Source organism: Mucilaginibacter sp. P25, assembly GCF_050859465.1.
Classification (GTDB): domain Bacteria; phylum Bacteroidota; class Bacteroidia; order Sphingobacteriales; family Sphingobacteriaceae; genus Mucilaginibacter; species Mucilaginibacter gossypii.
Genome location: NZ_CP193937.1, coordinates 540,201 through 564,499 on the forward strand (window position 1 = coordinate 540,201; position 24,299 = coordinate 564,499).

19 protein-coding genes and 3 pseudogenes are annotated in these 24,299 nt (G+C 43.3%); 6 read left to right on the forward strand and 16 right to left on the reverse strand.

The features are described from left to right. Positions 1-30: 30 nt before the first annotated feature. The 3 genes from ahcY to ACRQ5D_RS02810 all read right to left on the reverse strand — a co-directional run bounded on the left by ahcY (position 31) and on the right by ACRQ5D_RS02810 (position 2,840). On the reverse strand, positions 31-1,347 hold the full coding sequence (gene ahcY / locus ACRQ5D_RS02800; protein WP_091165610.1) for an adenosylhomocysteinase: 1,317 nt from the start codon (positions 1,345-1,347) through the stop codon (positions 31-33). 119 nt (positions 1,348-1,466) lie between these two features. Further along, the gene (locus ACRQ5D_RS02805) at positions 1,467-1,850 is read right to left on the reverse strand and encodes a bactofilin family protein (RefSeq protein ID WP_091165603.1); all 384 of its coding nucleotides are present in this window, start codon (positions 1,848-1,850) and stop codon (positions 1,467-1,469) included. A gap of 123 nt (positions 1,851-1,973) precedes the next feature. Beyond that, positions 1,974-2,840 (reverse strand): M23 family metallopeptidase, encoded by an 867-nt coding sequence (locus tag ACRQ5D_RS02810; RefSeq protein WP_091165599.1) that lies wholly within the window; start codon positions 2,838-2,840, stop codon positions 1,974-1,976. Between the two features lie 200 nt (positions 2,841-3,040). Between ACRQ5D_RS02810 and ACRQ5D_RS02815 the strand changes: the two genes are divergently transcribed. Next, a complete protein-coding gene (locus tag ACRQ5D_RS02815; RefSeq protein WP_091166947.1) occupies positions 3,041-3,451 on the forward strand; it encodes a BrxA/BrxB family bacilliredoxin in 411 nt (136 codons plus the stop codon). 143 nt (positions 3,452-3,594) lie between these two features. Here ACRQ5D_RS02815 and ACRQ5D_RS02820 read toward each other — a convergent pair whose 3' ends face one another. Next, positions 3,595-4,152: a hypothetical protein gene (locus tag ACRQ5D_RS02820; RefSeq protein ID WP_091165595.1), complete on the reverse strand. Its 558-nt coding sequence runs from the start codon at positions 4,150-4,152 to the stop codon at positions 3,595-3,597. 78 nt (positions 4,153-4,230) lie between these two features. On the opposite strand from ACRQ5D_RS02820, the pseudogene purD reads away from it, so the two are divergent. Continuing rightward, positions 4,231-5,504, forward strand: a pseudogene (purD, locus tag ACRQ5D_RS02825) (phosphoribosylamine--glycine ligase). Positions 5,505-5,745: 241 nt separating this feature from the next. On the opposite strand, the gene ispG reads toward purD, so the two are convergent. The 7 genes and pseudogenes from ispG to ACRQ5D_RS02860 all read right to left on the reverse strand — a co-directional run bounded on the left by ispG (position 5,746) and on the right by ACRQ5D_RS02860 (position 11,228). Continuing rightward, positions 5,746-7,791 carry a (E)-4-hydroxy-3-methylbut-2-enyl-diphosphate synthase gene (gene ispG / locus ACRQ5D_RS02830; protein WP_091165589.1) on the reverse strand — a complete coding sequence of 682 codons (2,046 nt, stop codon included), beginning with the start codon at positions 7,789-7,791 and terminating at the stop codon, positions 5,746-5,748. A 77-nt stretch (positions 7,792-7,868) separates the two neighbouring features. Next, a complete protein-coding gene (locus tag ACRQ5D_RS02835; RefSeq protein WP_176844429.1) occupies positions 7,869-8,027 on the reverse strand; it encodes a DUF2683 family protein in 159 nt (52 codons plus the stop codon). Between the two features lie 16 nt (positions 8,028-8,043). Continuing rightward, positions 8,044-8,343 (reverse strand): annotated as a pseudogene (locus ACRQ5D_RS02840) (type II toxin-antitoxin system RelE/ParE family toxin). Next, entirely contained in the window at positions 8,315-8,512 is a 198-nt protein-coding gene (locus ACRQ5D_RS02845; RefSeq protein ID WP_432328428.1) for a hypothetical protein, read from the reverse strand. The pseudogene ACRQ5D_RS02840 and the gene ACRQ5D_RS02845 overlap by 29 nt, the downstream one beginning before the upstream one ends. A 48-nt stretch (positions 8,513-8,560) precedes the next feature. After that, positions 8,561-9,172: an RDD family protein gene (locus ACRQ5D_RS02850; protein ID WP_091165580.1), complete on the reverse strand. Its 612-nt coding sequence runs from the start codon at positions 9,170-9,172 to the stop codon at positions 8,561-8,563. A gap of 148 nt (positions 9,173-9,320) precedes the next feature. After that, on the reverse strand, positions 9,321-10,319 hold the full coding sequence (locus ACRQ5D_RS02855) for an MBL fold metallo-hydrolase (protein WP_091165577.1): 999 nt from the start codon (positions 10,317-10,319) through the stop codon (positions 9,321-9,323). A gap of 78 nt (positions 10,320-10,397) precedes the next feature. Then, positions 10,398-11,228, reverse strand: coding sequence for an alpha/beta hydrolase family protein (locus ACRQ5D_RS02860; protein ID WP_091165574.1), 831 nt, complete (start codon positions 11,226-11,228; stop codon positions 10,398-10,400). A gap of 173 nt (positions 11,229-11,401) precedes the next feature. On the opposite strand from ACRQ5D_RS02860, the gene ACRQ5D_RS02865 reads away from it, so the two are divergent. Beyond that, positions 11,402-12,217, forward strand: coding sequence for a helix-turn-helix transcriptional regulator (locus tag ACRQ5D_RS02865; RefSeq protein WP_091165571.1), 816 nt, complete (start codon positions 11,402-11,404; stop codon positions 12,215-12,217). Positions 12,218-12,296: 79 nt separating this feature from the next. Further along, positions 12,297-12,767, forward strand: a complete 471-nt coding sequence (locus ACRQ5D_RS02870) for a YybH family protein (RefSeq protein WP_091165567.1) — start codon at positions 12,297-12,299, stop codon at positions 12,765-12,767. 228 nt (positions 12,768-12,995) lie between these two features. Here ACRQ5D_RS02870 and ACRQ5D_RS02875 read toward each other — a convergent pair whose 3' ends face one another. Together ACRQ5D_RS02875 and ACRQ5D_RS02880 are read right to left on the reverse strand one after the other, a co-directional pair. Further along, positions 12,996-14,522 (reverse strand): carbon-nitrogen hydrolase family protein, encoded by a 1,527-nt coding sequence (locus ACRQ5D_RS02875; RefSeq protein WP_091165564.1) that lies wholly within the window; start codon positions 14,520-14,522, stop codon positions 12,996-12,998. A gap of 44 nt (positions 14,523-14,566) precedes the next feature. Continuing rightward, on the reverse strand, positions 14,567-14,953 hold the full coding sequence (locus ACRQ5D_RS02880) for a DoxX family protein (protein WP_091165562.1): 387 nt from the start codon (positions 14,951-14,953) through the stop codon (positions 14,567-14,569). Positions 14,954-15,121: 168 nt separating this feature from the next. Between ACRQ5D_RS02880 and hemA the strand changes: the two genes are divergently transcribed. Next, the gene (hemA, locus tag ACRQ5D_RS02885; protein ID WP_432328430.1) at positions 15,122-16,348 is read left to right on the forward strand and encodes a glutamyl-tRNA reductase; all 1,227 of its coding nucleotides are present in this window, start codon (positions 15,122-15,124) and stop codon (positions 16,346-16,348) included. Between the two features lie 406 nt (positions 16,349-16,754). On the opposite strand, the gene ACRQ5D_RS02890 is transcribed toward hemA, so the two are convergent. The 3 genes from ACRQ5D_RS02890 to ACRQ5D_RS02900 all read right to left on the reverse strand — a co-directional run bounded on the left by ACRQ5D_RS02890 (position 16,755) and on the right by ACRQ5D_RS02900 (position 23,208). Continuing rightward, the gene (locus ACRQ5D_RS02890; RefSeq protein WP_091165558.1) at positions 16,755-19,124 is read right to left on the reverse strand and encodes an ABC transporter permease; all 2,370 of its coding nucleotides are present in this window, start codon (positions 19,122-19,124) and stop codon (positions 16,755-16,757) included. Between the two features lie 425 nt (positions 19,125-19,549). Continuing rightward, positions 19,550-22,519 (reverse strand): ABC transporter permease, encoded by a 2,970-nt coding sequence (locus ACRQ5D_RS02895; protein WP_431199062.1) that lies wholly within the window; start codon positions 22,517-22,519, stop codon positions 19,550-19,552. 41 nt (positions 22,520-22,560) lie between these two features. Then, positions 22,561-23,208 (reverse strand): hypothetical protein, encoded by a 648-nt coding sequence (locus ACRQ5D_RS02900; protein WP_431199063.1) that lies wholly within the window; start codon positions 23,206-23,208, stop codon positions 22,561-22,563. Between the two features lie 266 nt (positions 23,209-23,474). Between ACRQ5D_RS02900 and ACRQ5D_RS02905 the strand changes: the two are divergent. After that, a pseudogene (locus ACRQ5D_RS02905) lies at positions 23,475-24,196 on the forward strand (SDR family NAD(P)-dependent oxidoreductase). Positions 24,197-24,299 lie beyond the last annotated feature (103 nt).

Consider the following 24,299-nt stretch of genomic DNA (forward strand, 5'->3'; position numbering starts at 1 on the left):
TTTCGCCTTTATGCTTTAACCTTAAAAAGATTAATAACGGTAATATTCCGGTTTAAACGGACCTTCAACCGTTACGCCGATGTACTCAGCCTGGTCCTGGTCAAGTACTTCCAGCTCAACACCGATTTTTGCAAGGTGCAGGCGGGCTACTTTTTCGTCCAGGTGTTTTGGCAGGGTGTAAACTTTGTTTTCATAAGCGGCACCATTTGTCCAAAGCTCTAACTGAGCTAAAGTTTGGTTGGTGAACGAGTTACTCATTACAAAGCTTGGGTGACCGGTAGCGCAACCTAAGTTAACCAAACGGCCTTCGGCTAACACAATAACGTCTTTACCTTCAATGGTATATTTATCAACCTGTGGTTTAATTTCCACTTTGGTATTGCCATAAACACCGTTTAACCAGGCCATGTCAATCTCGTTATCAAAGTGACCGATGTTACAAACGATTGCTTTATCTTTCAACGCGCGGAAGTGCTGCTCGCGAACAATGTTCTTGTTGCCTGTAGCAGTAACCACGATATCAGCTTCAGTGATAGCAGTGCTTAGTTTTTTAACTTCAAAACCTTCCATTGCAGCCTGTAAAGCACAGATCGGGTCGATCTCGGTAACAATAACACGTACGCCGGAATTGCGTAAAGAATCGGCCGAACCTTTACCAACATCGCCATAACCGCAAACAACGGCCACTTTACCGGCCATCATCACGTCGGTAGCGCGACGGATAGCGTCAACCAATGATTCGCGGCAACCGTATTTGTTATCAAATTTTGATTTGGTAACCGAATCGTTAACGTTAATAGCTGGCATTGGCAGGGTTCCTGCTTTCATGCGCTCATATAAACGGTGTACGCCGGTGGTAGTTTCTTCTGATAAGCCTTTGATAGCAGCAACCAGCTCAGGGTATTTATCCAATACCATGTTGGTTAAATCACCGCCATCATCAAGGATCATGTTAAGCGGCTGGCGGTCTTCGCCAAAAAATAAAGTTTGTTCAATGCACCAGTCAAATTCTTCGGCATTCATGCCTTTCCAGGCGTAAACAGAAATGCCGGCGGCAGCAATAGCAGCAGCAGCATGATCCTGCGTTGAGAATATATTACATGACGACCAGGTAACTTCGGCACCAAGGGCAATCAGGGTTTCAATTAAAACAGCGGTTTGGATGGTCATGTGCAAACAACCGGCAATCCTTGCGCCTTTAAGCGGCTGGCTTGGGCCGTACTCTTTACGTAAAGCCATTAAGCCGGGCATCTCAGCCTCAGCCAGTTCAATTTCCTTCCGGCCCCACTCTGCCAGCGACAGATCTTTTACTTTGTATTTAACGAATGCAGTTTCTACTGATGACATATCGATTTTATTTTGAGAGTGCAAAGTTAACTGATATCCTTGTGAAAATGAAATGTTTGGTTTTCATTGACAAGAACGGGCAATTGTGCTATTTAGCAGCAAGAACTTAAAAAAGCTATCTATGCCTGTAACTGCTTTTGCACCTCTCCCTGCTGCATGGTCAGGTTACCATTATAAACCCCGCCATTTTCAACGGCCAGGTTCTGTGTTTTGATGTCGCCGGTTATGCGGCCTGTAGCTTTTATTTCAAGCGAGGAGGTATTAATATCGCCCCTTACCGTGCCATAAACAAAGATCTCTTTGGTACTTATATTTCCCTTAACCTCTCCCTTTTCGCCAAGGATCAGGCCCTCATCAACCATTACATCGCCGTTAACAAGTCCGTCGATCCGTGCAAAAGCCGGGGCTTTCAGGTTACCTTCTAATACACTGCCTTCGCTAATGAGGGTCGAGATTGCCTGTAAATCAAGCGCAACTTTATCTTTTTTAGAAAAAATAGCCATGTTTTTAAAGTCTTAACTTCTAAGTCCGAAGTCGATAGTTCTAAATCTGCATCATAATAATCCATGGTCAACTTCCGACTCAGGACTTAAGACTTCCGACTTAACAAACTTCCTGCTTAGAACTTATTTATTCAGGGTTAAAAAATTTACCGGGTTAACCGGCTTCCCGTTTTTACGTACTTCATAATGCAGATGTGCCCCCGTTGAGTGCCCGGTTGAACCTACCTTGCCTATGTTATCACCAACGGTAACCTGCTGCCCTACCTTCACTTCAATTTTTGAAAGATGGCCGTACAAGGTCTCCAGGTTGTTAATATGCTGAATCCTGACACATTTACCATATCCACCGGCCCATCCAGCAAAAACAACTTTGCCGCTGGCCGTACATTTTACTGCATCGCCCCGGTTACCTTTAAAATCAATACCAGGGTGAAACTCGGCATGTTCCGAATCAAAAGGATCGCTCCTGTAACCAAAAAATGAAGTAAACGAGCTGATCCTCGGATAGCCCATCGGGGTAAACGCAATAGTGCTTGTTAAACGCTTGAGGTAATCGTCATACAGACTGTAAGCTTCAGTATCGGGTAGTTTTACTCCTTCCCTGTTGCCATCGCCCCCGGTTCCTTTTACTGTGAAACCTTTAAGGCCGCGCCTTTTTAAATACTCATTTATAGTTTTAAGTTTACCCTCGATAGATTGAATGTACGACTGGGCAGTACCCTGCGTATTTACCTCTGCATTAACAACCGGCATGCTGCCTTTAAGTTTAGCTATCTGCGCCTGTAACTGCTGGTTTTCGGCCTCCTGTACAGTGCTTTTATGATGCAGGTAAAACACCAAACCACCAAGTACGGCTACAATAGCAGCTATGCTCCACGCGTAGTGTTTAAGCCTGTTAAGATGCTTGGTTTTTATTTGTAATGATTTTGTATGCTGTTGATTTTTGTTGATGATAACAACAGTGCTAATATCAGGTGTTTTAAGTTTCATCAAATTCAAAATAATTAGGGATATGCAAGTTAAAAATTACTGTTAATAAAACAATATTAAATGTATGTAAACAGGCTATCAATGAAATAGCCTCCTACGTTAATCGTCAACCAATTGTTATTATTGAGTTTTTATAAACGTAAACCAAGTATCATTTCTTATTTTTGTAACACTGATTTTATTGTAAAGCAAAAAAAATGATGTATCCGGAATATTTAGTAGCCCCGATGCGGGAAGATCTGACCAGGGTTGGTTTTGAAGAATTAAAAGATGCCGATGCTGTAAAAAACGCTATTGAAAGCGAAGGTACAGTATTTGTAATGGTTAACTCGGTATGTGGCTGTGCTGCGGCAAACGCACGCCCAGCTGCAAAAATTGCCGCCGCAAACGGCAAACATCCAGATAGACTGGTAACCGTTTTTGCAGGCATGGAAAAAGAAGCTGTTGATACCGCGCGTAACTATATGCTGCCTTACCCGCCATCGTCACCTGCCATGGCGCTGTTTAAAGATGGCAAGCTGGTGCATATAATTGAGCGCTACCAGATAGAAGGCCGCCCGGCACAAATGATTGCCGATAACCTGATTGACGCGTTTGAACAATACTGCTAATTGAGCTGAAGGCCGAAGGCTTAAAGCAGAAAGCTAAAAAACATAAAAGAGCTGAGGGAAAATCCTTCAGCTCTTTTGTTTTGTTATTCAAAATCCGAAATCAAAAATTAGATATCCGAAATCAAATCGATGTCGTTCTGCTTTTATTTATCGTCGTCGTTTTTGTCCTCATCCTCTTCATCATCGTCAAAATCATCGAAGCTGCCCATGTCTTCGTCATCCTCATTAAATTCGCCAAAAAAGCGGTCTTCATCAAACATCAGTTCTTCCATCTTTTCCTGTTCGGGCGTACTGGTGTCAAAGCGGATGGCCCAATTGTCGGGGATATCATAGCTTTTATCAAATCCCCTGATCCATTCTACAAAAACCAGGCGAAACTCCTCTACCTTTTCCCTCATCAACTGTACATAGTCCTCTTCATTAATTTTCACCATTGATGCAAAAGATACGGCATTAAACATATCCTGCACCGCAAGTTTAATGAGCACAGCATTTTGCATCCGCAGCGAATACAGGCTACCACCTTCGGCGCCGGCAATTTTTGCCTGGATCAGAGCGGCATTACTGCACATCTGTATGGCCAGATGTTCTTTCATGCTGTCTTCCTTTAATGATTCGGCAATTACATCCGCCAGGTCAAATAATTCCTGCGATTTTTGGTATACCGGGAGCTTTTCAAACTTTTCGAGTCTACGGGCCATGGGGTAAATTTACTACTTATAACACAAGTAGCCTCATATATAGTATTAAAGGCTTATTAAAAAAACTATCTTTGCCGCATGAACATTCTGATCCTTGGTTCGGGCGGAAGGGAAAGTGCCTTCGCCTGGAAAGTAGCCCAAAGCGCTCATTGCGACAAACTTTTTATTGCTCCCGGCAATGCCGGCACCACCCAATACGGTACAAACGTAAATATTAAAGTTACCGACTTTGAAGGCATTAAAGCACTTGTTTTAAAAGAGGATATCAACCTGGTATTGGTTGGCCCCGAAGAGCCCCTGGTAAAAGGCGTTCATGATTTTTCCTGGCCGATGAGCAATTGAAAAACATCCCGGTTGTTGGCCCGCGGCAAGAAGGCGCACAGCTGGAAGGCAGTAAAGATTTTTCCAAGCAGTTTATGGAGAGACATAACATCCCTACCGCTGCTTATAGAACTTTCACCAAAGATACCCTGCAAGATGGCCTAACCTATTTAGCTACCGCCGGACTACCGGTGGTATTGAAAGCCGACGGCCTTGCAGCCGGCAAAGGCGTACTGATCTGCCTTACTTTAGAGGAAGCACAAACCGAACTTACTGCGATGCTGGCCGATGCCAAATTTGGCGAAGCAAGCTCACGCGTGGTTGTTGAACAATTTTTAACAGGCATTGAACTATCGGTTTTTGTGATGACCGATGGCAACAGCTATAAAATTTTACCCGAGGCTAAAGATTATAAACGTATTGGCGAAGGTGACACCGGCTTAAATACCGGTGGTATGGGCTCTATCTCTCCCGTTCCGTTTGCCGACGCTGCTTACATGAAAAAGGTAGAGGAGCGCGTGATCATCCCTACTATTGAAGGTTTGAAGAAAGATGGCATCCCTTATAAAGGTTTTATTTTTATTGGCCTGATGAACAGCAATGGTGAACCCTGGGTTATTGAATACAACTGCCGTATGGGCGACCCAGAAACCGAGAGCGTAATGCGCCGTATCGATTCGGACTTTGTTGATTTGCTGTTAGGCGTTGCCGAAGGGAACCTGAACGAAAAAGAGATCATCATCAGCCCTAAAACAGCGGCCACCGTAGTCATGGTTGCGGGAGGTTACCCCGGCGAATACCTGAAAAACAAGGTGATTACCGGTACCGAAAACGTGCGCGACTCGATCGTGTTCCACGCAGGCACTTCAATGGATGGCAATGATGTAATAACCACAGGCGGCCGTGTATTAGCTATTACTACCGTACAGGATGATATGTTCAGCGCCCTGCAACAGGCTACTGCCGATGCAAGCCGGATTTATTATGATGGCATGTACTTTAGGAAAGATATTGGCTTTGACCTTCTTTAAGAGGTCATTGGGGCATTAGTCATTGAGTCATTTTTGCCTTGCTTCTCGTTCCCTCAGGGTCCTCTGCGAGAGACCCTGAGGGGGCAAAAGTTTCTGAACCGTGATTTTTAGGATTTATGGATTTCCCGGATAAATGGTGGGTAATCTAAAAGAATGTCCCCTGAAATCCCTCTGGGAGAGATTTCAGGGGACGTTAAAAATCCTTGAATCCGACAAATCGGTTTAATCCCGGTTCAGACAATTATTCCTGCACCGCATCTATCCAGTTACCATCACCTTTGATGATATTGATTAGCTCATCAAGCGCATTGGCCGAACTGATGTTTTTCTTCACAGCTTCTTTACCCCGGTAAAGGGTAATTTTATCAGTACCAGAACCTACGTAACCGTAATCGGCATCAGCCATTTCACCGGGACCATTTACAATACAGCCCATGATGCCAATCTTTAACCCTTTAAGGTGACTGGTACGACTGCGGATCATTTGGGTAGTAACCATCAGATCGAACAGGGTACGCCCACAGCTTGGGCAGGAGATATATTCCGTTTTAGAAATCCTTGACCGGGTAGCCTGTAAAATACCAAAAGCAGTAGAAGTAATTACACTGGTAGGTAATTCAGGTGCATCTATCCAGATACCATCGCCAAAACCGTCAACTAATAAAGCGCCAAGATCAGTAGAGGCGTAGAGTTGGAGAAGAGTTTGTCCATGGTCCATGGTCCATGGACTATGGGCTTCCGCACTTTCGGACTCAAACAAATAGCTTCTCTTTACAATCACCGGTACATCCAAACCCAGTTCTTCCATTTTGAAGAAGAAAGAACGCTGTTCGGCCATGCCATGTAGCGCATCTGTTTCCAATACCAATACCAGCGATTTATCCAGTTGAATTGAGCCGAAATCTTCCGAATCAATATCAGCGGGTTTTAAATGTACCAGGTTCAGTTTTGATGAGCGGTCAACATCCCCGATGTATTCCTGCAATGTGAATACGGGGTGACAGTTGGTTTTATCAGCCAGTTTAAGCCATGTGTTATAATTATATAACTGCTTTAAATTGCCCGGTAAAGTAAATGAAGGTAATTCATTAGCCAGGTAAACAAAATCAACCGATTGCTCGGCCATGTTGTATTTATCCAGCAGCGGCGAATACAGGTATCCCGCTTCATTCAGCACAGCCGGATCTTTCAGGTTCTTTTTAGATAAATCAACAACAACCCTCGGCACTAAATGCCCACCGATAAATGCGTTAGCCTCGTAGGTTTCGCGTTTTTTGTATTCGTAGGGGCTATGTTTTGAAGGTGAAAGGTCAAAGGTTAAAGGCGAAAGGTTTTTTTCTTCCGCAGCTACCTTTTGCCTTTCGCCTTTCGCCTTTTCCCTCATAGTGTAACGGCGAACCAGTTCAATAGCGACAGGTGCTTCAGCTTCGGGCTCTTCGGTAAGGGATACGCGTACGGTATCACCAAGGCCGTCTTCCAACAAGGTACCAATGCCCACGGCAGATTTTATGCGACCGTCTTCGCCATCGCCGGCCTCGGTTACACCTAAGTGCAACGGATAGTTCATACCCTCGGCAACCATGGTTTCAACCAGCAAACGGTAGGCCTGTACCATTACCTGTGGATTGCTCGATTTCATGGAGATTACGAGGTTATAAAAATTGAGCTGCTCGCACATCCGCATAAATTCCATGGCCGATTCAACCATGCCCTGCGGGGTATCGCCATAACGACTCATAATCCTGTCGCTCAGTGAACCATGGTTGGTACCTATGCGCATAGCGGTTCCATATTCTTTACAAACTTTTACAAGCGGCGTAAATTTCTGAAAGATGCGTTCAAGTTCGCCCTGGTATTCCAGGTCGGTGTAATCAATCTGATCGAATTTCTTTTTATCGGCGTAGTTGCCGGGGTTTACGCGCACTTTTTCAACAATACGTGCAGCTACCTCGGCAGCATTTGGGGTAAAATGGATATCAGCAACCAAAGGCACGGTATAGCCCCGTGCACGAAGCTGCTTTTTAATTTCGGCCAGGTTTTGGGCCTCTTTGATACTGGGTGCGGTGATGCGCACATACTCGCAACCCGCATCAACCATGCGGATTGATTGCTCAACCGTACCAATGGTATCCATGGTATCGGTAGTGGTCATGCTTTGGATCCGGATTGGATTATTCCCGCCCATAGGCACGTCGCCAATATTAACCTCGCGGGTAATAAAGCGTGAATATTCGGTTAACGAGTTACAATAACGGCCGGGCAGCACTTTAACAGCATCAGTATTCATCAATGATGGAAATTAGATTACAAAAATACGAAAGTTGTTTGATGGGAGGAAGTTGTAATGTTTAAAGGCGGGAAAGATTAGGTAAATGACCTTTCGCTATAATCATCTTTTACTTTATCAACTTTTTGTTTTTTTACTGACTTTTTAATATCGAATGAAATGTTAAAAGCTTTGAACAGCTTTTTTAAAGCATCTAATTGCTCTTTATTTTCCGGATGTGCAATTAATGATTTCATAATCAACTAACGTTTTTCATAGCTCGATATCCAGCAATCTTGCTCCGTGTACAATTCTAAGCACATTAATATTTTTATCATCAACTATTTGGTAGATGATTCTATACTTGTTTAATTATAATTCCCTGATTGATCTATCTGCTATCTCTGGTACAAACTTTCCTGATGTAGGATATTTATAAAGCTGATCGATCTTGTCAAATATTTTATTGATAAAATTTCTGGCAATTAACTCAGAATCTTGCGATATATATGTTTCTATATCTAATAAATCGTCATAAGCAGATTCAGTGATAACAATGTTTACTTGCTCCACTTATCTGCGAATTTCCTTTTACATCCTTATAGTCCATTACCTTGCCTTCTTTAACGTCCTGCAAACCCTTCTCAACTTTTTCAACAAATAAAAGGCGCTCAATCAGTTTTTCAGTATCAAACTCATCTTCAAATGAATCAAGGGTTTCAAGCACCGTCGTCTTTTTCATCTGATTTAAATTATATAGCTAATATACAGAATTCTGTAAACAAAACACTCACACCAACCTATCCTTAATTACCAGTGTCCCCGCTATCATATCATGTAAACATTGCTGCTGTTTATTAAAAAAAGCCATAAGGTAGCCGATAAAAAAGGTTAATACCGAAAATATTTTGGCCAGGTTGCGGCCAATGGCTTTACCAACACTAATCCTATTACCATCCATATCAACCACTTTTATTTTGAGCATTTGCTTGCCGTAAGTAGCCTGCTTAACCGAACTTTCCATCAACACATGATAAATTAATTTACCAATGGGGGTAAAAGCAACGATGCCAATAGAGGTGTATATCCGCGCCTGCTTATCTGTAATAAACAGGAACACCGCCATTGCTGCCAGTAAAACAAATATGCCAAACACGATAAACCAATCCAGTGCCGAGGCCAGCCAGCGCTGGTCAAAACTGCCGTAGTATTGCATCAGTAATTTAGGCCGGGCGAAGCCAAATAGCTCCCGTAGCTCGGCTATTTCCTGGGCTTCCTTGTAATCCACCATATCCTCGGTTTTAACAAAATCACCGGGTTTAATGCCTCGGCTTTTTAGCTCGGGAATAGTAAAAGGGCCTTCCGGCTTACCGTTGATGACTAATATGTAGGGTTGGGACATAGAATGGTCGATTACATAACCATGTCATTGCGAGGAGGCACGACGAGAGCAATCGCATACTATACAGGGCGGGACCTGCCTCCGTGCGATTGCCACGCTAAGCTCGCAATGACATGTTTTTTATTGCTTTTTATTGTTTTTTATCCCTCTAAGATAAATATTCCTTCCACCAATCAGAATTACAGGCACCTTTTACTTCGGTTGGCTCACCGGGTTTGGGTACAAATAAATCGATGTGTTTTTGGTTTGCCATAGCGGTTAGCCATTCAATAGGCTCGTACCAGGCATGCGGGGCCAGGTTAAACGTACCGTAATGGATGGGCATCATCAGTTTGCCTTTCAGATCGAGATGGGCATTTGAAGCATTATCAGGCCCCATATGAATGTCCGGCCAGAATTTTCCGTAAGCACCTATCTCCAGCATAGTCAAATCAAACGGACCAAAAGCCTCTCCTATCGCCTTAAATTCGGGCGAGTAACCCGAATCGGCACCAAAATAAATATTATGCTGCGGACCTTTAATTACGAACGACGACCACAGTGTTTCGTTCCGCCCAACAATGCCCCTGCCCGAAAAATGGCGTGAGGGCGTTGCAGTAAGTACAATTCCGTTACCGATCATGGCGCTATCGCCCCAATCCATTTCTGTGATAAAGTTGGCAGCCATTCCCCAGCGGGTTAAATATTGCGCTACTCCTATCGAACAGAAAAAAGGGATGTTCTTATCCGCAAAAAACTTAATGGTAGCCTTATCCAGATGGTCGTAATGATCGTGCGATTGGATCACGGCATCCAGCGGAGGCAGATTTTCCAAAGCTATCGGCGGCTGAAAAAACCGCTTCGGCCCAAACGATTGCGAAAACGAAACCCGCTCGCTCCAAACCGGGTCGGTAAGGATGCGTTTGCCATCAATCTCAATCAGGATACTGGAATGACCAACCCAGGTAATGCGCAAACCCGATGCGGGCGGAGTACTGTAAACCGATAGATCTGTTTTAAAAGGGCCTAAAGTTTTCTTAGGCGTATTTTCGGCCTTGTTGTTCATGTACTCCCTTAAAATGGGAATCATTTTACCAAAGCCGGCCTCATCAGTAGGTATGGTATTGAGATATTTTCGTCCTCTTTTTCGCGATGCGGGTAAACTCATAACAGCAATTATAGTACTTATATCAGGTATGATATAACTAACGCAAAAAAGTTACGAATGGTTGAAGCGGCTCAGCCTTTATTTACTTAAGAATGATATTGCCGTATCACAAAACTCAACAAGCGGAGCCGGCAAAGCATCTCCGGTAAAAGGATGTTCGCCACCAAAAGTATGATCTGCGCCTTTTTGCACTATGTATTGAGCAGCAGGATTAGCTTCATACAATTGCTGTGAGTGGCTTGCAGGTACGGTAGGGTCGGCATCACCATGAACAATGAGCCAAGGTTGCGTTACAAAGCTTGCCTGCCTGATGATATCCAGCCTGAGCGGATGACTATCCAGATCATCAAGCAGGGTTGATTTAACAGGCATTTGCTGCTCGGTACGTTTATTTTCAAAGTAAAAAACGCTTTGCAAACGCCATTGCTGTTCTATTTGTTTTGGCCACAGGTTCCGAAAACCGGATATGGAGGCCATAGTTACCAGCTTTTTAATCCGGCTATCTTCGGCAGTTTTGATAATACTTACGCCGCCGCCCATGCTGTGCCCAATGAGGTATACACCATTTGCAACAGGGATGCTTGCACCGCTGCAGGCAAAATCAATGATGGTATCCAAATCTTCCAATTCAATAGAGACTGTATTATCAGCAAAGGCCGTCAGATCGGCAAAATCCAAGGGATTGGCGGGCGTTGTGCCATTATGCGAAAAGTTAAATTTCAGGAAACGAAAACCCTTTTCGGCAAAATACCGGGCTAACAGATCATGCGTGCCCCAATCTTTAAATCCTTTAAAACCATGGGCAAAAATTACCAGCGGCGTATTTTTAAAAACATCGTCGTAGGTAACATCCATAAGCATTGGCCGCCCTTTAGCGCCGGGAAGGGTGAAACTATCTTTCCTGATCATGGAGGCTAATTTAGTATTAAAGGCCGAAAATATTATTGAAATAAGTAAGTGCAATTGGACTGAAGCCTTCTCTTCCCGTCCCTTTCAGGCCTTTCGTAGATTTTATTTAACCTTGAAAAGCAAAATCATCGAAACAGTTATATTAATTTTGAATATATTAGCTTGCAGTCGACATGCGCTATACCGAATATCGTCCTAATGGCATACTAAAAGATTTCATACAATGTTATTTTGTGTGCGAGACAGATATTCCTGTTATGACGGATGACAAGGTGTTTGCTACAGGCGCTATCGAGATCTTATTCAACCTGGGAGCGGATGGCCCGCAGCAGATAAAAAATGGCGAAATGGTAACCTGTCCCGATATACAATTGTGGGGGCAAACTATACAGCCATTTACTTTTACCTCTTACGGTAAGCACTGTATGTTTGGGATCCGTTTTTTCACCCATACCGCCGCCTGTTTTTTTAATGAACGGATAGAAGAATTTAATGACCGGGTCATTGATTTCAAAGAGCTGGGTGGAAAGGAAGCTGCTTTGTTACATTTGAGATTAATGGAGGCCAAAACGCCGGACCGGAGAATAGATTTAGTGGAAGAGTTTCTGATGAAAAGACTGTTAGCATCAGGGCCTAAATTCAGTAGGCTAAAGCTGATTAACAACATCATGCTTGACTTAAGCCGAGAAGATTTTCTGGAGAATATCAATACAGTGGCAGCTAAATACGGTCTTTCCTCCCGTTACCTTCAGAAAATATTTTTAAACTACTCCGGGCTGAGCCCGAACTTGTACACTAAGATAGCACGGTTTCAGAAAAGCCTTTACCGGGTTGCCGAAAACAAACTATCGCTCACCTCCATCGCTTATGAATGCGGGTACTTTGATCAGTCGCATTTTATAAAGGATTTTAAATTCTTTACCGGGTCGCTCCCTTCCCGGTTCTCGCCCGAAAGTTCAACCGATTTTTCTGCCGCGCTCAATAATTAAGCTGTTCCGATTTTTACAATTTCGGCCCATTTTATGGATATAATTTCGCTTTAATTATTCATTCAATATTTAAAGGATCATGAAACAAAAAACCTTAACTACAGCAATTATATGCCTGTGTCTTTTTTTAACGTATAAAAGCGGCATCGCCCAGGCAAATAATCCCGGCTTACAGCAGATCAAAAGCTCAATTCAAAAAATAAATACACTTTATTATGAGCTATTTGCAAAAAGTGATGCTTCAATCATAAACCTGTATACTGATGATGCTATTTTATTGGCGCCGAATATGCTGCCTATAAATGGCAAAAAGGCACTGAAAAAGGATTTCGAGGATACCTTTGTTGCAGGAAAAGTGAAAGGTGTTAAATTCCAAACGGACAATATTTATGGCGATGGTAAAGCTTACATTACCGAAGAAGGCACCTGGCAGGTTTTTGACCCAAATGGTAAAGTTCTTGATGATGGGAAGTATTTAAAATTGTGGAAACTCACCAAAGCCGGCTGGAAAATATTCAGGGATTCATTCAACAGCAACCACAAAATTTAAAAACGTTCCAGTCCCATCAGGGTCTCCCGCAGTTTAAGTTTACCCATAAAATCAATAGTCAAATTGGGTAATCTTGATAAGTTGAACCCCTCCCGTCCCCTCAGGGTCTCTCGCAGAGGACCCTGAGGTTGCCCATCATTTTAAGATCCATAATAACATGGAATAGCGTAGAACATCAGGGTCCTCTGTGAGAGACCCTGATAGAACAGCACATATAAAAAATACTACCTACACCCTCTTCCCATTAAAAGTAATGTTATACAAATCCGTGCGCCTGTCTTTGATATTTTGCACGCTGCCATACTCATGCAGCTCATCCAGCAATGAGAGGTCAACATCGGCAATAACAATCATTTCGGTATTTGGCGTAGCCTCAGATTGGATTCCGTTTGTAGGGAAGCCAAAATCAGAAGGTGTAAACACCGCCGACTGTGCATAGCTGATGCCCATATTATTTACATTAGGCAGGTTACCAACGCAGCCGGCAATAGCCACATAGCATTCGTTTTCAACTGCACGGGCCTGGGCGCAAAACTTAACCCGGTTGTAACCATTTTGCGTATCGGTAAGGAAGGGAACAAACAAGATCTGCATATCCTGACCGGCCAAAATGCGTGATAGTTCAGGAAATTCAACATCATAGCAGATCAGGATGCCAACCTTGCCGCAATCCGTATCAAATACTTTAACCTCATCGCCGCCGCGCATGCCCCATGAGCTGATCTCGGCCGGGGTTGGGTGAATTTTGTATACCTCTTCCATACTGCCATTCCGCCTGAACAGGTAGGAAACATTATACAACGACTCCTCAAAAATATAAGGCATGCTGCCCGCGATGATATTCACATTATACGATACCGCCAGCTTTGAAAACTCCTCGATAATGGGCTGGGTATATTTAGCCAGCTCACGCATGGCCTTGGCCGAATCCATATGGTTATAATCGGCCATAAGCGGTGTATTGAACAGCTCGGGGAACAGGATAAAATCGGCCTGGTAATCGCTCACGGCGTCAACAAAATATTCGGCGTGTTTCATCAGCTCACTGATATTACTGTACGAACGCATCTGCCATTGAACCAGGCCAATGCGTACCACCGTTTTATGGTTAATAACATCGCTTACCTCTTCGTAATAAACATTATTCCACTCAATAAGTGTAGCAAAGCCTTTTGAGCGACTATCCTCGGGCAGATAATTCCTCAATACCTTGCGCACATGGAAATCGTTAGATAGCTGGAACGATAAAGTAGGGTCGTAGATCTCCTTATATTTTACTTTATCAATATACTGACGGGGTGTAAGCTCGTTCTGAAATTTTTGATAATTGGGGATCCGGCCGCCTGCTATAATGCTTTTCAGGTTCAGCTTTTCGCAAAGGGCCTTGCGGGCATCATACAAGCGACGTGCAAGGCGCAATCCACGATATTTAGGATGGATAAACACATCAATACCGTAAAGTACATCCCCTTTGTCATTATGGGTTTTAAAGGTACTATCGCCGGTAATTTGCTTATAGGTGTGGTTATCGCCAAATTTTTGGTAATCGACTATAATAGCCAATGCACAGCCAACAACCGTATCGTTAACGGTGATGCAGATCTGCCCTTCGGGGAATATTTTGATGAGCCGGCGAATAGAATTGGCATCCCAATAGTCCTCGTCCATATCCATATAGGCCGATTTCATTGACTTTTTTAGCTCCTGGTAGTCCTGTACTTCCAGGTTGCGCATTTCAATACTTTGCAGATCCATATTTTTATTTTGCTTCGATAGCAACAGCCAAACGCTGTTTTGGTTTAAGCTTTTTTAGCATCGGTTGTATGCCACCAGGCCCAATAGATCAGTACAAACTGCAGTGCTAAGCGCAGCCATGCCAAAAAAGGTGTAACTGTTATGGAATTTAACTTCATTGGCGCTTTAAATGCCATGCTCACGTGGATCTGCAAAAAGGCAATCAACATTAAAACAATTCCCCAGGCGGCCCAATACCTTGTTTTGGATGGTATAAGTAACAACCCTAATGAAATTTCGGCAATCCCGGCAAGTAGGTTAACAGTCTCAGGGTAAAGCAGGTTATTGGGCATTACGGCATAATAGAAGTCCGGGTCACGGAAGTGATTAAGGCCTGCAAGCACGTAAAACGCCACGAGTATTACCAGGCTTATTTTTTTATACTTATCCATGTTTTAATTTACAAATATTTTGTGATACGTATTGCAAAACAGTTTAAATACTGCAAAACAAGCCGTTTTTATAATTTATAACCATTCCAAATAAGCCTGTTTGACAAAGTGTTGACATTGGATGTGCCGAATAGTGATACTTTTGTTCGGTCAAATTTTAAAACTGCTTTGAAGTATCTAAAGGTAATAGCTTTTACGCACAAACAGATTGAACTGAAGGAATTGGGTAGATTGGTGGTTTGCCAGGAAAATCTGACAGATAAACTTGCACAAGTTAAAAAGCAGTTCAACATCCCGGAGATCTTCTACCTGGCTACCTGTAACCGTGTGGAATTTGTAATGACAACTCCACAATCCGTTGATAAAGATTTTGCCAAAAAATTCATAGAAGCCTTTAACACAGAGCTTTGCCATGATTCACTAAGCACCTTTATGGATAGCGCGTCTATTTATGAAGACCAGGAAGCCATGGTGCACCTATTGCGTACTTCTTGTTCGCTGGAGAGTTTGATCGTAGGCGAAAAGGAGATCCTGGCCCAGTTACGCAAAGCATATGAACAGTGCAAAGAGGCCGGCCTAACCGGCGATGCCATGCGCATGATCATGAACTGCGTGGTAAAAACAGCCAAGGAAGTTTATACGCATACCAACATCTCCAAAAACCCAATCTCGGTAGTATCGCTGGCTTACCGCAAGCTAAAAGACCTTAATCTTTGTTCAAATGCCCGTGTTTTGATCATCGGCGCAGGCGAAACTAACCGTAACATTTCCAAATATCTTCAAAAACATAAATTTTCAAACTTCGCGGTATTTAACCGTACCGTGGCCAATGCCGAAAAATTAGCTGCCGATTTGGGCGGAGAAGCGTTTGACCTCGAAGCTTTGAAAAGCTATAAAAAAGGTTTTGATGCCATTATCACCTGCACATCGGCAGTTGAGCCAATCATCACCACCGAAATTTACCAATCGCTGCTCAACGGCGAAACCGGCAGGAAAACCATTGTCGATCTTGCCATTCCTAATGATACCGCTCCCGAAGTGCTGGAGCAATTCCCGGTTAACTTTATCGAAGTGCACTCGCTTAACGAAGTTGCCAAAAAGAACCTGCAGGAACGTTATCACGAACTGGTACACGCCGAAGCTATCATTGAGCAAAACATTGCCGAATTTGTACAGCAGCTTAAACAGCGCCGTATTGAATTAGCCATGCGCCAGGTACCTGAAAAAATCAAAGAGATCCGCAATACCGCCATTAACTCCGTTTTTGCGGATGAAGTACAGGGCCTGGATGAGCAATCGCGCGAAATCCTGGAAAAGGTGATCAACTACATGGAGAAAAAATATATCAGCGTACCCATGGTTATGGCGAAAGATATATTGATCAATGAAAACTAAAACTTTCTGAATCAGAATTTACGGGATTTGAGGATTGACAGAATGCTTGCTTTTGTCTGAAACCGAATTACTTGAATTTAAGAATTGATCAGAATATTGGTTGTGATTTTATCTAATACTGGTCGAAGTTTAGCGAAGCGTAACTTCGTCCTGAAATGAGTTAAGCTTTCAGCTTAACCGAACACCATATCATCACCATGCAAAATATCAAATGTATGCTGCAAACTGTTTACTCATAACTGCCAACTGAATATGGGCGTTACCTCCGGTCCGGGCTGTACACTCATACGCCTGCAGGCTTTACGCTCGCTGGCCGGTAGCCGCTCCCATCCCTAACGCAGGTATTTTTCGTTAAACCTATTTGGCTATTATTGGGGCTTATTTCCCTTGTAAAACAAACATTCAATCACTCCGTCCTCAAACTCTTTATCGGGTTAACTGTCGCGGCTTTTACAGATTCATAACTAACCGTAATCCAGGCTATTCCCAATGCAGCTACAGAGGCAATAAAGAACACCAGCCAGCCAGCATTGATATGATAAGCAAAACCCGACAGCCAGCTGTTAACCGCATACCATGAAAGTGGGATAGCGATAACTATAGCAATCAAAATAAGCCTGGTGATACCTGATGACAGTAAGTAAACCAGGTTTACCACAGATGCCCCTAACACTTTGCGTACGCCAATTTCCTTGGTACGCTGCTCGGCCATAAATGCTGATAAACCAAATAAACCCAGGCACGAAATAAAGATCCCCAAACCGGCAAAAAGATTAAAAATATTGCCCATTTGTTGTTCGCCTTTGTAAAGTTTGGATAACTCCTGGTCAATAAAATCAAATTTGAAGGGATAAGCTGGATTGAGCGCCTGGCTCATAGCCGCCAGTGCCTTTATTGTAGCATTAGTTTTTCCGGGCAAGGTCCTGATCACCACATAACCGCCTATTTTATTGAAAGGTATAACCAACGGCTCAATGCTTTGCTGAACGGGCTTAAAATTAAAGTCTTTTATAACCCCTACAATAGTACCCTTGTTACCCCAAACCGCTAATGGTTTGCCTACTGCAGTACTGGCGGTAAGGCCCATTACGCTGGCCATTTTTTCGTTGATCATGTAATTATTCGAGTCGGTTTTAAAACCTGCCGAAAAGCTTCGGCCGGCGGCTAACTTCATTCTGAACGTGTGCGTAAAATCTTCATCGGCGGCCATTACAGGGATAGACAATTGCGAACGTGGGTCCTTACCGCTCCACTGCACATTAAGTGTCCAGCCGCCAAGTTCAGTTGGCAAATCTGTAATCGTTGTAAAATCGCTCGTAAGCGACGTTTGCCTTAACATGTTTTTCAAAGCCTCCTGCTTATGCCAGATCTCGCCCGTCATTGGCACGTATAAAAGATTGGCTTTCTCGAAACCGGGATTCCTGTCCCTGATAAATTTAAGCTGATTATAGATCACCACCGTACCCACTAACAATACAATGGAAACCATAAACTGAACTACAACTAAAGCATTACGGAACAGCAAATTGCCTCCCATTGATTTCACGTTACCCTTAAGCACTTTAACCGGGTTAAAACCAGAGAGAAATAAGGCAGGATAACTTCCCGAGATAAGACCAGTTATTAAAGCAATACCGGTAAGACTTAACCAAAGCCTGGCATCCGACAGATCAATAACAAGTTTCCTGTTAGCCAGATCATTAAACACTGGTAAAAACATCCGAACAATAACAAGCGCGAGTAAAAGGGAAAGAAAGGAGATAAATACCGACTCGCTTAAAAACTGAAGGACCAATTGCCCGCGAACAGCACCCGCTACCTTACGTAAGCCTATTTCTTTGGCCCTGCGTGCCGAACGTGCGGTAGCCAGGTTCATGAAATTGATGCAGGCCACAATCAATATCAATATGGCGATCGCAAAAAAGATGCTTACATACTGCGCATTCCCATGCCCCGGCGAATCTCCTAATCTTTCGGGATCAAGGTGTATTTTGGTTAAAGGCTGTAATTTGAACGTTGCCTTGGTATCCGGGCTATGTTTGTGAAAAATCTGCCCGATTTGCGTTTCCAATTTGGCAACGTTAGCAGCGGAAGGGTCAAAACTTTTATCGAACTGTACGTAACCAAAAAAATTAAAATTATCCCAGATATTATTCTTCAGATCGTTATTGGTTTGTGCTATTAAAGCCATCGGAAGCAGGATATCAAATTGCAGATCGGAGTTAGCCGGAATATTGGCCATAACCCCTGTTACTACCAGGTTTTCTTTGTTATCTTTTCGTATTACCTTGCCAATCGGGTTTTCTTTTCCGAAGTATTTTGTGGCGATATCTTCTGTTATTAAAACACCATTTGCCTGATTTAAAGCAGTAGCGCGGTCGCCTTTTATTAATGGATATGAAAACATGTCCATAAAATTGGGATCGGCATAAAACACATGTTCTTCCTGAAATTTCCGGTTACTTATTTCGAATAAAACAGATGGAAAACCGGGATATAAACGGGCTACATTTTTAACCGCAGGGATCTCCGATTTTAATCCAAAAGGCATCCCGGCCGAACTTGCCGCGGTTTTAGAATCACCAAAATCGCTGTCGATTCGATAGATCTGCCCGGCATTTTTATGGAACTTATCATAGCTCAATTCATTTTGCACCCAAAGCAAAATCAGGATACTTGAACCAAGGCCTATCGCTAAACCTGATATATTGATTATGGAATAGGCTTTATCTTTTATTATATTTCGGTAAGCCAGTTTAAAATATGTTTTGAACATAGGTATGCTGATTGTAGACGTTGTTAAACTTAAATAAACTATTTGATACGCTGGTAGTGCCTAAAACCCATGCCACATATTTAAGACACTGACAAACAGTACATTAATGTTATTTTATTTATAATGCCGTTCGGAAACGTTACAACGGGTGTGCGTTTCTGCCTGGCATTACTACCCTGCGATAGAGCCCATCAAATAAAAGGCTGCCTTGCTTATAGAGGAGCAGCTTTTTAATTTGATTAAGCCTTACCGAATCATTCTGTCCTCAAGTTTTACGTTCCATCAGGGTCTCTTGTAGAGGACCCTGATGTCTTCGCCAAGCAGGTACGCCTTTTCTCGTAAGATGATCAAGGCTGATAGTGGAAACATCAGGGTCCTCTACAAGAGACCCTGATGAGAAGGTAGTCTCACAATAATCTTCCTGATTATTCTGTCCTCAAACTTTTTACAGGGTTCGCCAGCGCGGCTTTTAACGCTTTGTAACCTACCGTGAACCAGCCTATCAATAACGAAGTTGTAATGGCTGCCACAAAAACCCATAAGCCCGGCGAAATACGATAGGTGAAAGTTTGCAGCCATCCGTTCATCAGGTACCAGGCAAGGGGCGCGCCAATCATAAATGCCACCACGATAAGAGCTAAAAATTCCTTCGAAAACAGGTACACAATGCTGCTTACTGATGCGCCTAAAATCTTTCGGATCCCTACCTCTCTTGTGCGCTGTACCGCCATAAACGATACCAGGCCGTACAAACCAAGGCAGGAGATAAAAATAGCGATGAGCGCGAATACTTTATAGATCAGTTCAAGCTGGTTTTCCTGTTCGTAAAATTTGGCAATGCTATCGTCAACAAAAAAGCCGGTGTAGGCATATTCTGGATATTTCTTTTCCCAGGCACTTTGCACCAATGCTACCGTTTTTGCAAGTCTCCGGCTTTCAATTTTTACCGCTATTTGCTGTTCCGATTGTTTTGAGGGGAACATCACCAGCGGTTTAACTTCCTCGCGCATGGAGTTTGTTTTAAAGTCGGCAACAACACCTGCTATGGGCAGGTTTCCGTAACTATCAAAGGTAAGGGTTTTGCCTAAAGCATCATTTGCACGTTTAATACCCAATTTGTGTATAAAAGTTTCATTAACCACCAGTTCTCGTGCGGTATCGCTGGGTTCATAGCTTTTGCCTGCTATAAACCTGAGGCCAAAAGTTTTAAAGTAATCCGCGTCGGCCACTTTCATGAAAATATCAAAGCCAGGATCTTTATCTGAATGATTGAAGTAGAAATTGCTTGAATTATTATGCGATGACGATGGCGCGTCAGCCGAAAAACTGGCTGCCTTTACACCCTGCAAGGTAAGCACCTGCTGTTTAAAGCTGTTCATTCGTGATAAACCGATGCTATCGGCAGGGCATGGTATGGCCAATACGGCTTCTTTATTAAACCCGAGGTCGGCATTGTTTACAAAATCCATTTGTTTAACGGCGATAGCTGTTCCGATAATCAGCAACTGTGAAATGGTAAACTGGGTAACTACCAGCACACGGCGGAGCGATATACCACCGACAGCCGCCGAATTAATCTTATTTTTCAGCGCCTCAACAGGTTTAAATCCCGATACGATAATTGCCGGATATACTCCTGAAAGCAGTATCACTGCAACTATTACACAGGCCAGGCAAAGTAATATGCCGGGATTGAACAAACCAATGGTATCCGGAACGCTGGCGATATGTTTGAGTAATGGTAAAGCAATTTCGGCTATGCAAATTGCAAGGCCGGCCGAAATTAGTACGATAATGGCCGTTTCGCACATTACCAGGCCTACCAATTGCCCGCGGCTGCTGCCCAGCACTTTGCGGATGCCTACCTCTTTGGAGCGGCCAACGGATTGCGCGGTTGAAAGGTTAATGAAATTGATGGATGCCATAACGATGATCAGCACCGCGATAAGCGACAAGGTACGCAGCGTGGACTTGCCGGTTACATGATCGCCCAGCGTGCCGCCAAAACTGGTGTCAAAATGGATTGCCGATAAGGGTTGCGCTACAGCATATCTTTTCCTGGCAGCGCGTTTACTATCACTATTAAATTGTTTTTCGGAAAAACTGAGCATTTGACTTTCGATGCTGCTTTGCAATACATTTGCAGGAAATTTTATATACACCTGGCAGTCGCTGCTGGTTTCATCCCAGGTATATGCGTAATGGTAGCTTTTGGGGTTCTTCTTCCAGGTGATGTACGAAATCAACACTTTGAGCGGCAGGTCGGTATTTGGGGGAACATCCTTTATCACACCCGCTACTTTTAGCGTCAGCAGGTTATCCATCCTAAGTGTTTTTCCTGCTGCCGTTTGCCAGTTACCAAAATATTTTACGGCGCTGCTTTTATCAATCACCACCATGTTAGGATCTTTTAAAGCCAACGCGCTGCCGGCAAGCCAGGTTGCTGAAAAAATATCGAAAAGCTGAGGTTCGGCAAACATGATGCCGGTGTTCTCAACAAACTTTTTATCGCCGGCGGCGTTCCCGTTAGCCGCCGGGGCTACGATCTGGCTGCCATAAATGGCGTTGATACCTGCAATGGTAGCCTGTGGGAAATAAAGACGAAAAGCATCTACAGCGGGTGTTGAGATCCCGGCACTATACCTGATATTGCCTTCCCTGTCTTTTTTGGTAACGATGCGATAAGTGCTTTTATAACCGGGTTGATAGGTATCAAAGCTCAACTCATATTGAACAACTACAAATATCAGCAGGCAGGCCGCAATGCCCACCGCCAGCCCGGCTACATTAATGGCCGAGTAACTTTTGTGACGGGTGATATTACGCCACGCGATCTTAAAATAATTTTTGAACATATAGCTGCGGTTTAATTTCCGGGAAGGCCACATAATTGTGGTTTCATGCTTCGAAATTACCCCTGCAAACTGGGTGTGTCGTCTTAAGTTATAACTTGGGAACTCTTTTTGGGGCTCACTTTTATATTCCGCCGGACTTTTGCCGGTCATCTGTTTAAAAATGCGGTTAAAAGAAGATTTTGAATTAAACCCCGACTCCAGTGCTATACCAAGCAGGGTTATATGGGCAAAAGTAGGATCCCGCATTTTCCGGATTACTTCCGCAACGCGATATTCATTGATAAAATCGTTAAAGTTTTTCTTGAGTGCCACATTGATGATCCGGGATAGCTCATGAACGGTGAGGCCCAATTTTTCGGCAAGCGAGGTCAAATTCAGTTCGGCATCGTGGTAATACCGGTTGGCCTCCATAGCCTTCCTTAGCCAGGTTCCTTTTTGCCTGAGCTCCGCTGAAACCGGTGCCTTCAAAACCGGGGAGGCTTGCACAATAACTGAAGTTCCTGGTTTTGAATGAACCGTCGCCGCTATCCAAATCATCATTCCCGCTAACAGCAAATACAAGGGATAGTACGCTTGGATTCCTAACCGTTGGTGGAAATAAAAAAATCTGCAACGGCATATGGCAGCCATAATAACCATAAAAAACCAAAGGCTTTGATTAACCGGACCAGCCAGCGCATTTGGTTGCGGTAGCGGTCATTTACGTGATTGAATTTCAACTGTTGGTAATAGCTTTCAATCAACCCAAATGAAATATACAAATAGGCAAGTACCGAAATGAATGTCGCCATATTCAGTACCAGGCCCGTTTGCCGAAAGACCGATGTGTGATAAGTTGCCGTGATGTTGCCGACGCTTTGCCCAATCTTCAATATAAAAATGCCCTGTTGCAATAACAAGGGGATAAAGTGCAGCAAATCTGTACTATGTAATTTATATCCCGGCCGGGTTATCTTAAGCACATAAAAATAAATGAACGGGCCCAGTGCCAGCGAAAATTGAAGCGGCAGCCGGTTCCAATGTGGAAAATAAGCGCTCAATTCAACGCTTTTTCCCGACACCCAGGCCATCCATAAAACAATGGTTAGCATAGCAAGGGCCAGAAAACGATTTGCAGAGAGGTTAATGCTTTTGGTAAACCATAGCAACAGGCTAAACGTGAGGCCGATAAATATCGCAGCCAAAAACGCCAGGTCATATAGGGTGATATGGAAACTATACGCGGTCAAGTTATATTATTGTTTCAAAGGTTATTCCAACTTCATAACTCATTGATATACAATTCAAATAATATTTTACACACAAAGCTACCGTAATAAAAACGGACGGTTGTGTCCGGTTTTATTGGAAGGATTTCCAACGCCGGTATTCTGCCAACCCACGAATAATCCAATAACTGCAATTGATTGTGCATTGCGGTTTATAAATCAATTATATTTTTTTGCCTTTATATCTTCAGCTAAAATTACTGAAAACACAATCAAAAATCATCACTATGAAAACAGTATTAATCACCGGGGCAAATAAGGGGATCGGCTTTGAAACCGCCAGGCAACTGTCACAACTAAATTATTATGTTTATTTAGGCAGCAGGGATCAAGAAAAGGGGCTTGAAGCATTCAGGCAATTGAAAGAGCTGGGTTTAAACAATATAGAAACCATAGTAATAGATGTGGCCGATATCAAAAGCGTACGTGAGGCGAGAGCGGAATTGGAGGTTAAAATTGGTTCGTTAGATATTTTAATAAATAATGCAGGAATAGCCGGCGACCAGCCTCAAAACCTCGCTGCAGTTTCTATCGAAAACCTACGCAGGATATTCGACACCAATTTTTTTGGTGCAGTCCAAACCACACAGGAGTTTCTGCCGCTACTGAAAAAATCGGGCCAGGGGCTATCATCAATGTTTCCAGTGAAACCGGCTCCCTCGTTGTGCACACCGCTGCGGATAGAAATTCTAACCGGGCTAAGTACCATGCTTACGGTTCGTCAAAAACAGCCTTAAACGCTTTTACGGTAATGCTGGCAAATGAGCTTTATGATACCGGCATTAGTGTTAATAGTGTTACACCGGGATATACAGCTACCGATCTTAATCAATTTCAGGGGGCAAAAACTGCCGAACAAGGCGCCCTACCTATAGTGAAGCTGGCAACACAATCCCAACCACGCGTCACCGCAAAATTTTTTAAAGATGTTGGAGAAGCAGGTTGGTAATCTGTTTAGTGACTTGTTTTAATTTGGTAAAAAAACAGCCAGATGTTAACAAAAATGGCGTTTTGCTTTTCAATATACTTATCCCATACGCCATATTGCTGAG

Coding starts and splice junctions, on each gene's coding strand:
- ACRQ5D_RS02865 (WP_091165571.1), top strand. CDS start 11,402: ATGCGCTATACCGAATATCGTCCTAATGGCATACTAAAAGATTTCATA.
- ACRQ5D_RS02815 (WP_091166947.1), top strand. CDS start 3,041: ATGTATCCGGAATATTTAGTAGCCCCGATGCGGGAAGATCTGACCAGG.
- ahcY (WP_091165610.1), bottom strand. CDS start 1,347: ATGTCATCAGTAGAAACTGCATTCGTTAAATACAAAGTAAAAGATCTG.
- ACRQ5D_RS02895 (WP_431199062.1), bottom strand. CDS start 22,519: ATGATGATTTGGATAGCGGCGACGGTTCATTCAAAACCAGGAACTTCA.
- ACRQ5D_RS02835 (WP_176844429.1), bottom strand. CDS start 8,027: ATGAAATCATTAATTGCACATCCGGAAAATAAAGAGCAATTAGATGCT.
- ACRQ5D_RS02810 (WP_091165599.1), bottom strand. CDS start 2,840: ATGAAACTTAAAACACCTGATATTAGCACTGTTGTTATCATCAACAAA.
- ACRQ5D_RS02855 (WP_091165577.1), bottom strand. CDS start 10,319: ATGAGTTTACCCGCATCGCGAAAAAGAGGACGAAAATATCTCAATACC.
- ACRQ5D_RS02860 (WP_091165574.1), bottom strand. CDS start 11,228: ATGATCAGGAAAGATAGTTTCACCCTTCCCGGCGCTAAAGGGCGGCCA.
- ACRQ5D_RS02890 (WP_091165558.1), bottom strand. CDS start 19,124: ATGTTCAAAACATATTTTAAACTGGCTTACCGAAATATAATAAAAGAT.
- ACRQ5D_RS02875 (WP_091165564.1), bottom strand. CDS start 14,522: ATGGATCTGCAAAGTATTGAAATGCGCAACCTGGAAGTACAGGACTAC.
- ACRQ5D_RS02870 (WP_091165567.1), top strand. CDS start 12,297: ATGAAACAAAAAACCTTAACTACAGCAATTATATGCCTGTGTCTTTTT.
- ACRQ5D_RS02805 (WP_091165603.1), bottom strand. CDS start 1,850: ATGGCTATTTTTTCTAAAAAAGATAAAGTTGCGCTTGATTTACAGGCA.
- ACRQ5D_RS02850 (WP_091165580.1), bottom strand. CDS start 9,172: ATGTCCCAACCCTACATATTAGTCATCAACGGTAAGCCGGAAGGCCCT.
- ispG (WP_091165589.1), bottom strand. CDS start 7,791: ATGAATACTGATGCTGTTAAAGTGCTGCCCGGCCGTTATTGTAACTCG.
- ACRQ5D_RS02845 (WP_432328428.1), bottom strand. CDS start 8,512: ATGAAAAAGACGACGGTGCTTGAAACCCTTGATTCATTTGAAGATGAG.
- ACRQ5D_RS02820 (WP_091165595.1), bottom strand. CDS start 4,152: ATGGCCCGTAGACTCGAAAAGTTTGAAAAGCTCCCGGTATACCAAAAA.
- ACRQ5D_RS02880 (WP_091165562.1), bottom strand. CDS start 14,953: ATGGATAAGTATAAAAAAATAAGCCTGGTAATACTCGTGGCGTTTTAC.